Source organism: Lonsdalea britannica (assembly GCF_946477055.1).
Lineage (GTDB): Bacteria > Pseudomonadota > Gammaproteobacteria > Enterobacterales > Enterobacteriaceae > Lonsdalea > Lonsdalea britannica_A.
In genome coordinates, this window is record NZ_CAMKXG010000197.1 from 1 (window position 1) to 6657 (window position 6657).

Sequence of the window (6657 nt, forward strand, 5' to 3'; positions counted from 1 at the left end):
GGGTATTTTCTGGCGCGGGCGGGCCATCCGGTCACCGTGTTTGAACGGGAGCCAAGCGCGGGCGGCGTGGTGCGCCACGTCGTGCCGCAGTTCCGTATTCCGGCGGAAAAAATCCAGCATGATATTGATTTCGTCGCCCAGCACGGCGTGCAGTTTCACTATGGCTGCGATGACGATCTGACGGTCGAGGCGTTACGCCAGCGGGGATATACCTATGTGTGCGTGGGAACCGGCGCCTACCGCAGCCGGGAGGCGGCGCTGGCGGGAGACAATGGCGCCGTGTGGTCATCGTTTCAGTTCCTGCGGCGCTTTAACCGTCAGGAGCCGCTCTCCTTAGGGCGTTCGGTCGGGGTGATCGGCGCAGGCAATACCGCGATGGATTGCGCCCGCGCGGCGCTGCGGGTCCCTGGCGTCACGCAGGTGACGCTGCTCTATCGACGGGGCGAAAAAGAGATGCCCGCCTGGCGAGAGGAGGTGGAGGAGGCGCGCCGCGCGGGCGTGGTTTTTCGCTTCTGGGTCAGCCCGGAGCGTTTTGACGCGGATGGGACGGTGACGCTACGCATTATGCAGCCCGGCGAACCGGATGCGCTGGGGCGGTCGCGTCCGCAGGCGACCGAACGCACCGACGTGGTGTGTCTGGACGCGCTGATTTCCGCCATCGGGGAAGAGCCGGACTACGAGGCGCTGGCCCGTATAGGCGTTCCGCTGGCGGAGAACGGTATCCCGCCGGTGAACCGCCAGACGCAGGAAACGGAACGCAAAAACGTCTTTCTGATAGGCGATGCGCACAGCGGCCCGGCGTCAATTGTCGCGGCGATGGGGGCGGCACGCCGCGCGGCGGATGAGATATTGCGCCGGGAAAATGTGCATGACGACCACGCCGCCAAACGCTGGCTGAATACCGATCCTGACGATATCTACCGTCGCAAAGGCACGATAGCGCTGCGCCGGGTCGGGGCCGATGAGCAAGATGCGTTTGCCCAACAAGAGGCCGCCCGCTGCCTGTCATGCAACTACGTCTGCGCCAAGTGCGTGGATGTCTGCCCCAATCGCGCCAATATCTCGATTGCCGTTCCCGGCTTTCGTGACCGTTTTCAGACGCTGCACATTGATGCCTATTGCAATGAGTGCGGCAACTGCGCTCAGTTCTGCCCGTGGGACGGGAAACCGTATCGGGACAAAGTCACGATCTTCAATTTGCGGCAGGATTTTGCCGCCAGCGGTAATCCCGGATTTATGCTGGATGAGGACGGCGTGCTGGTGCGCCACGAACAACAAATTTATCACCTGGCGATCGACCCGCACGGCGTTATCGCCAGCGCTCCACCGGCGCTGGCCGATATGTGCCGAATTATTTCAACGGTTTATCGAGAACATCACTATCTGCTTGGCGCGGTGGAGGAGTAACTCATGCTGATTTTACGCAATGCGACTGCGGTACAGTTTTCGCCGGCACGGGTGGATGAGGGCGTGGACATCGCCATCGACGGCACGGAGATTGCGGCGGTCGGGACCAAACTGACGGCGCGCTATCCGGCGGCGGCGGTCAAAGAGATGAACGGACGGCTGGTCATGCCGGGCCTTGTTTGCGCTCATCACCATTTTTACTCCGGGCTGGCGCGAGGCGTGATGGCGCGCATTGACCCCTGTCCCGACTTCATTTCCACGCTCAAGAATCTGTGGTGGAAGCTGGATCGCGCGCTGGACGAGGAGTCGCTGTATTACAGCGGGCTGGTCTGTTCGCTGGAGGCCATCAAGCAAGGCTGTACGGCGGTGATTGACCATCATGCGTCGCCGTCGCTCATTGCCGGTTCGCTGGATATTCTGCGCCAGGGGTTTCTGACCGCCGGTCTGCGTGGCATGACCTGTTATGAAACGACGGACCGAAACGGCGGGCTGGATGAACTGCGTCGCGGGGTGGAAGAGAATATCCGTTTTGCGCATCGTATCGATCTGGATAAAAAGTCCGGGAAAACGCCCTATCTGGTCGAAGCGCATATTGGCGCTCATGCGCCTTTCACGCTCAGCGATGCGGGGTTGGCATTGCTGGAGAGCGCCGTGCAGATCACCGGGCGCGGGCTACATCTGCACGTGGCGGAAGATCGCTATGATGTTTCGCACAGTCATCACCACTATGGCGTTGACCCGATGGTCAGACTGGCGAACGCAGGCCTGATTAACGAGAAAAGCCTGATTGCGCACGGCCTCTGTCTTTCCGCCGAGGATGTCGCGGTGATCAACCATGCGGATGCTTGTCTGGTGCATAATCCGCGCTCCAATATGAACAATCAGGTGGGCTACAATCCGCGTCTGGCCGAGTATCGCCACGTCGCGCTCGGCACGGACGGTATCGGCGCCGACATGTTCGAAGAGCTGAAATTTGCCTATTTCAAGCACCGCGATGCGGGCGGTACGCTGTGGCCGGATAGTTTTATGCGCTTTCTGCATCAGGGCAATCTGCTGCTGGAGCGTAATTTTCAGGCCTCATTCGGCGCGCTCGCCGCCGGGTATCAGGCGGATTTAACCGTGTTTGATTACTCGTCGCCGACACCGCTATGCGCAGAGAATCTGGCCGGTCATCTGGCGTTTGGGCTCAATTCCGCCAGCGTACACAGCGTCATGGTGGCGGGCAATATGGTGTATGAGGATCGCCGTTTTCCTTTCGACGTCGAGGAAATCTATTTCCATGCCCGACGGGAAGCGAAAAAATTGTGGCAGCGGATGGATAACTTAGGCGGATAAGCCGAGTATCACCGCGTGATTCGCTATATTTAAAACCCGATAAACCCTTCGTGAACGCGGAGGGTTTTTTTATTTGGTTCGTGTTTTTATATCGGGACGGATTATTAATATCAATATCGAAGTATTGTTAATTTAATTATTAATTCACTATTGAAATTAATCGTCAGACCTTATTTTTTGATTGTAAATCACACCCAGCGATTCCCGATTTAGTAGGGAGATGAATGTGGTCTGTTTTATTTTTTTTGATGATTATCTTTTTGTGCCTCTGACGGGGTGGAGGCCGCAATTTTACTCGTGTTAACCCCACGTGGCATCGACTGGCTGTCTGTCGGTTATTCTCGTATTCGATGCAGTCTATTTATTTCCTCCATCATTATGGGTGCCGAAAATACAATATGACCATGCACTTTATATGGGCATATTCATGCCAGAATGCTATTTCATGGTGCATAACATTTAGGGCGGAAATGATCGCGTTATCGGCGTCCTAATGCGTGTATCCGGTGCGATTATTTTCTTAAATTGGCAATCGTTTGCCTTTCGGAAAATAAATGAAATAAAGATGCGGTTTTTATTTTGGTATGGGAATTGCTCCTATTAGACATCATCCGTTGATAACCCAGGATAAAACCGCATGATCCAATTTTTATTGCATGACACGCCGGTGGTTGAACGCGATCTCGATCCTGCCATGACCGTCTTAGCGTATTTGCGACAGCGAAGACGTCGCGTGGGCACCAAAGAGGGGTGCGGATCGGGCGATTGCGGCGCCTGCACCGTGGCGCTCGGCCGGGTAGAGCAAGGACGGTTGCATTATGAGACAGCCAGCGCTTGCCTGATGCCGGTCAGCGCGTTGCAGGGTAAACAGCTGATTACCGTTGAGGATCTTCGGCAGCAGGGGGCGCTGCATCCCGTGCAACATGCGGTGGTGGATCTGCATGCTTCCCAATGTGGTTTCTGTACGCCGGGCATGGTGATGTCGCTGTTCGTGCTGCAAAAGCAGAGCACGGGGTGGGATCGGGCGGAAGCCGAACAGGCGCTGGCGGGAAACCTGTGTCGCTGTACCGGCTATCGGCCGATTATGTCCGCGGCCCGCTACCTGTGCGAACATCCAACAGAAGACAGCTTTCGCCGTGACGAAGCCTTGACCGTTGCGCGGCTGGCGGCGCTGTCTCAGACAGAGGTAGAGACGCTCTCTCAGGGCGCGCGCGACTGTTTTATTCCCGCGACGTTGGACCAGCTGGCCGACTGTTATCAGCGCTATCCGCAGGCCCGGCTATTGGCGGGCGGGACCGATTTGATGTTGGACATCGCGCAAGCGGCTGACGATGGCGCGCCTTTCATCGATCTGGATCAGGTGAGCGAGCTTCACCGCTGGCGGACGGATGAACACGCGTTTTATCTGGGCGCGGGGATGAGCATCACGCAGTGCGAAACGCTACTGGAGACGTCAATCCCCGCGTTTTCGCAGGTACTGCATCGTTTCGCCTCACGCCAAATTCGCAATCGCGGCACGTTAGGCGGCAATATCGCCAATGCTTCTCCCGTCGGCGATACCCCGCCGATGCTGCTGGCGCTGGATGCCGAACTGCTGCTGCAACAAGGGGGACGGACCCGCACGCTGCCGCTGCATGACTTCTTCCTTTCCTATCGCCACACCGCGTTAGAAGAGGGCGAATTTATTCGTGAGGTGAGGATCCCGCGCGGTCCGCGGTTGGATCATTTTCAGGCGTGGAAAGTCTCCAAGCGTTCAGATGACGATATTTCCATTGTTTTCGGCGCGTTTTCACTGCAACTCCAGCGCGGACGGGTCGCCGAGGCGCGCGTCGCCTTCGGGGGAATGGATGCGATCCCCCGGCGGGCCGAGCGCTGCGAACAGGCGTTGTTGCATCAGCCGTGGAACCGGGCGACGGTCGCCGCCGCCTGTCAGGCGCTGGAGCAGGACTTCACGCCGCTGAGCGATGCGCGCGCCAGCGCCGAATATCGCCGTCAGATCGCCAAAAATCTGCTGCTGCGTTACTACGAGTGGATGCAAGGCGAAGCGCCCGAAACGGAGGTCGTCTCCCATGTCGCATAATCCTTCACAGCCTGAACAAACCGCGCTGCAAGCGCAATTCCGCCAGCCGCTGCCCGGTGCGGTGGGGGATAGCCGCGTTCATGAGAGCGCGGAGCAACATGTCAGCGGCGAGGCGCGCTATATCGACGATCGCCCTGAACCGGAAGGCGTCCTGCATCTTTGCCCGCGTTTGAGCGATCACGCCCACGCGCGTATTCGGTCGCTGGACGTCGAACCCTGCTATCGCATTCCGGGCGTGGCGGCGGTCGTCACCCGGCAACACATCCCGGGGAACCCGGATATCGGCGCTTTAGCGCCGGGCGACCTGCTGCTGGCGGATGGCGAAGTGAACTATGCCGGACAGGTGGTGCTGGTGGTCGCGGCGGAAACCCGCGAAGCCGCCAGACGGGCCGCGCAGGCGGCGGTGATCGACTACGAGGTGCTCACGCCGATACTGGACGTGAAAGACGCCCTGGAAAAACAGTGCTATGTCGAGCGTCCCTTTGAACATCGACGCGGCGATGTCGATGCGGCGTTGGCCCGCGCGGCCCACCGCCTGACGGGCGAGTTCCACGTTGGCGGGCAGGAGCACTTTTATCTGGAAACGCAGTCTGCGTTGGTATGTCCGGGCGAAAATCAGACGGTCACGGTTTACGCGTCCAGCCAAAACCCGACCGAAGTGCAAAAGCTGGTCGCCTCGGTGCTCGGCGTTCGCCAAAGCGAAGTCACGGTGGAAATGCGCCGTATGGGCGGCGCTTTCGGCGGCAAGGAGTCTCAAGGAGCGGCCGTCGCCTGTTTATGCGCAATTGCTGCGCGTGTGACGGGACGACCGGTAAAAATGTGTCTGTCGCGGCGCGACGATATGCGTATCACCGGCAAACGCCACGGTTTTTTCGTGCGCTATGAGGTGGGCATTGATGACCATGGCGTGTTTAGCGGCGTGAAGATCGATCTGGCGGCAAACTGCGGCCATTCGTTGGACCTCTCGGGATCGATTGTCGATCGCGCCATGTTCCACGCGGATAACGCCTATTATCTGGGCGATGCGCTCATTACCGGATACCGCTGCCGCACGCACACGGTTTCCAACACGGCCTTTCGCGGCTTCGGCGGCCCGCAGGGGATGGCGGCGATTGAACAGGTCATCGAACATATCGCACGTACCCTGCATTTGGATCCGCTAGAGGTCCGCAAGCGTAACTATTACGGGGTAGCAGATCGCAATATGACCCACTACTACCAGCCGGTCAGACAAAATCTGCTGAATGAGATTACCGAGCGGCTGGAGCAAAGCGCCGCGTACAGTCAGCGCCGCGCGGAGATTGAGGATTTTAACGCCCGTCACGCAACGCGGCGGCGTGGATTGGCGCTGATGCCGATCAAGTTCGGCATTTCGTTTACCGCCACGTTTCTCAATCAGGCCGGCGCGCTGTTGCTGGTCTACACCGATGGCAGCGTGCAATTGAATCACGGCGGCACGGAGATGGGGCAAGGGCTGAATACTAAGGTGGCGCAGATTGTGGCGCAGGTGCTGCAAATCGATATCGCGTCGATTCAGGTCACCGCTACGCATACAGGGAAAGTGCCGAATACCTCGCCGACCGCGGCATCCAGCGGCGCGGACTTAAATGGTAAAGCAGCCCAGCAGGCGGCGGAAATCATTAAGCAGCGTCTCGTCAAACTGCTGTGCCGCCTGTATGACTGTGAACCGGCGGACGTCGCGTTTCACAATGGCGTCATACGCGCAGGCAACCAGCATCTGACGTTTGCGCAGGTCGCGCATCTGGCGTGGCTCAATCAGGTGTCGCTGTCGGCCACGGGCTACTATCGGGTGCCGGGCATTCCTGTCTCTTATA

General features: G+C 58.6%; 4 protein-coding genes. All 4 read left to right on the forward strand.

Going from position 1 to position 6657, the window contains the following annotated elements; genetic code table 11:
- Positions 1-1407, forward strand: a 1407-nt coding sequence (locus Q7O77_RS12825) for an FAD-dependent oxidoreductase (RefSeq protein WP_304167918.1), incomplete at its 5' end; no start/stop codon positions are given.
- Between the two features lie 3 nt (positions 1408-1410).
- Positions 1411-2742, forward strand: a complete 1332-nt coding sequence (gene ssnA, locus Q7O77_RS12830) for a putative aminohydrolase SsnA (RefSeq protein WP_304167921.1) — start codon at positions 1411-1413, stop codon at positions 2740-2742.
- 637 nt (positions 2743-3379) lie between these two features.
- Positions 3380-4822 (forward strand): xanthine dehydrogenase small subunit, encoded by a 1443-nt coding sequence (xdhA, locus tag Q7O77_RS12835; RefSeq protein WP_304167924.1) that lies wholly within the window; start codon positions 3380-3382, stop codon positions 4820-4822.
- On the forward strand, positions 4812-6657 hold a 1846-nt coding region (gene xdhB / locus Q7O77_RS12840; RefSeq protein ID WP_304167927.1), incomplete at its 3' end, for a xanthine dehydrogenase molybdopterin binding subunit. The genes xdhA and xdhB, both read left to right, overlap by 11 nt.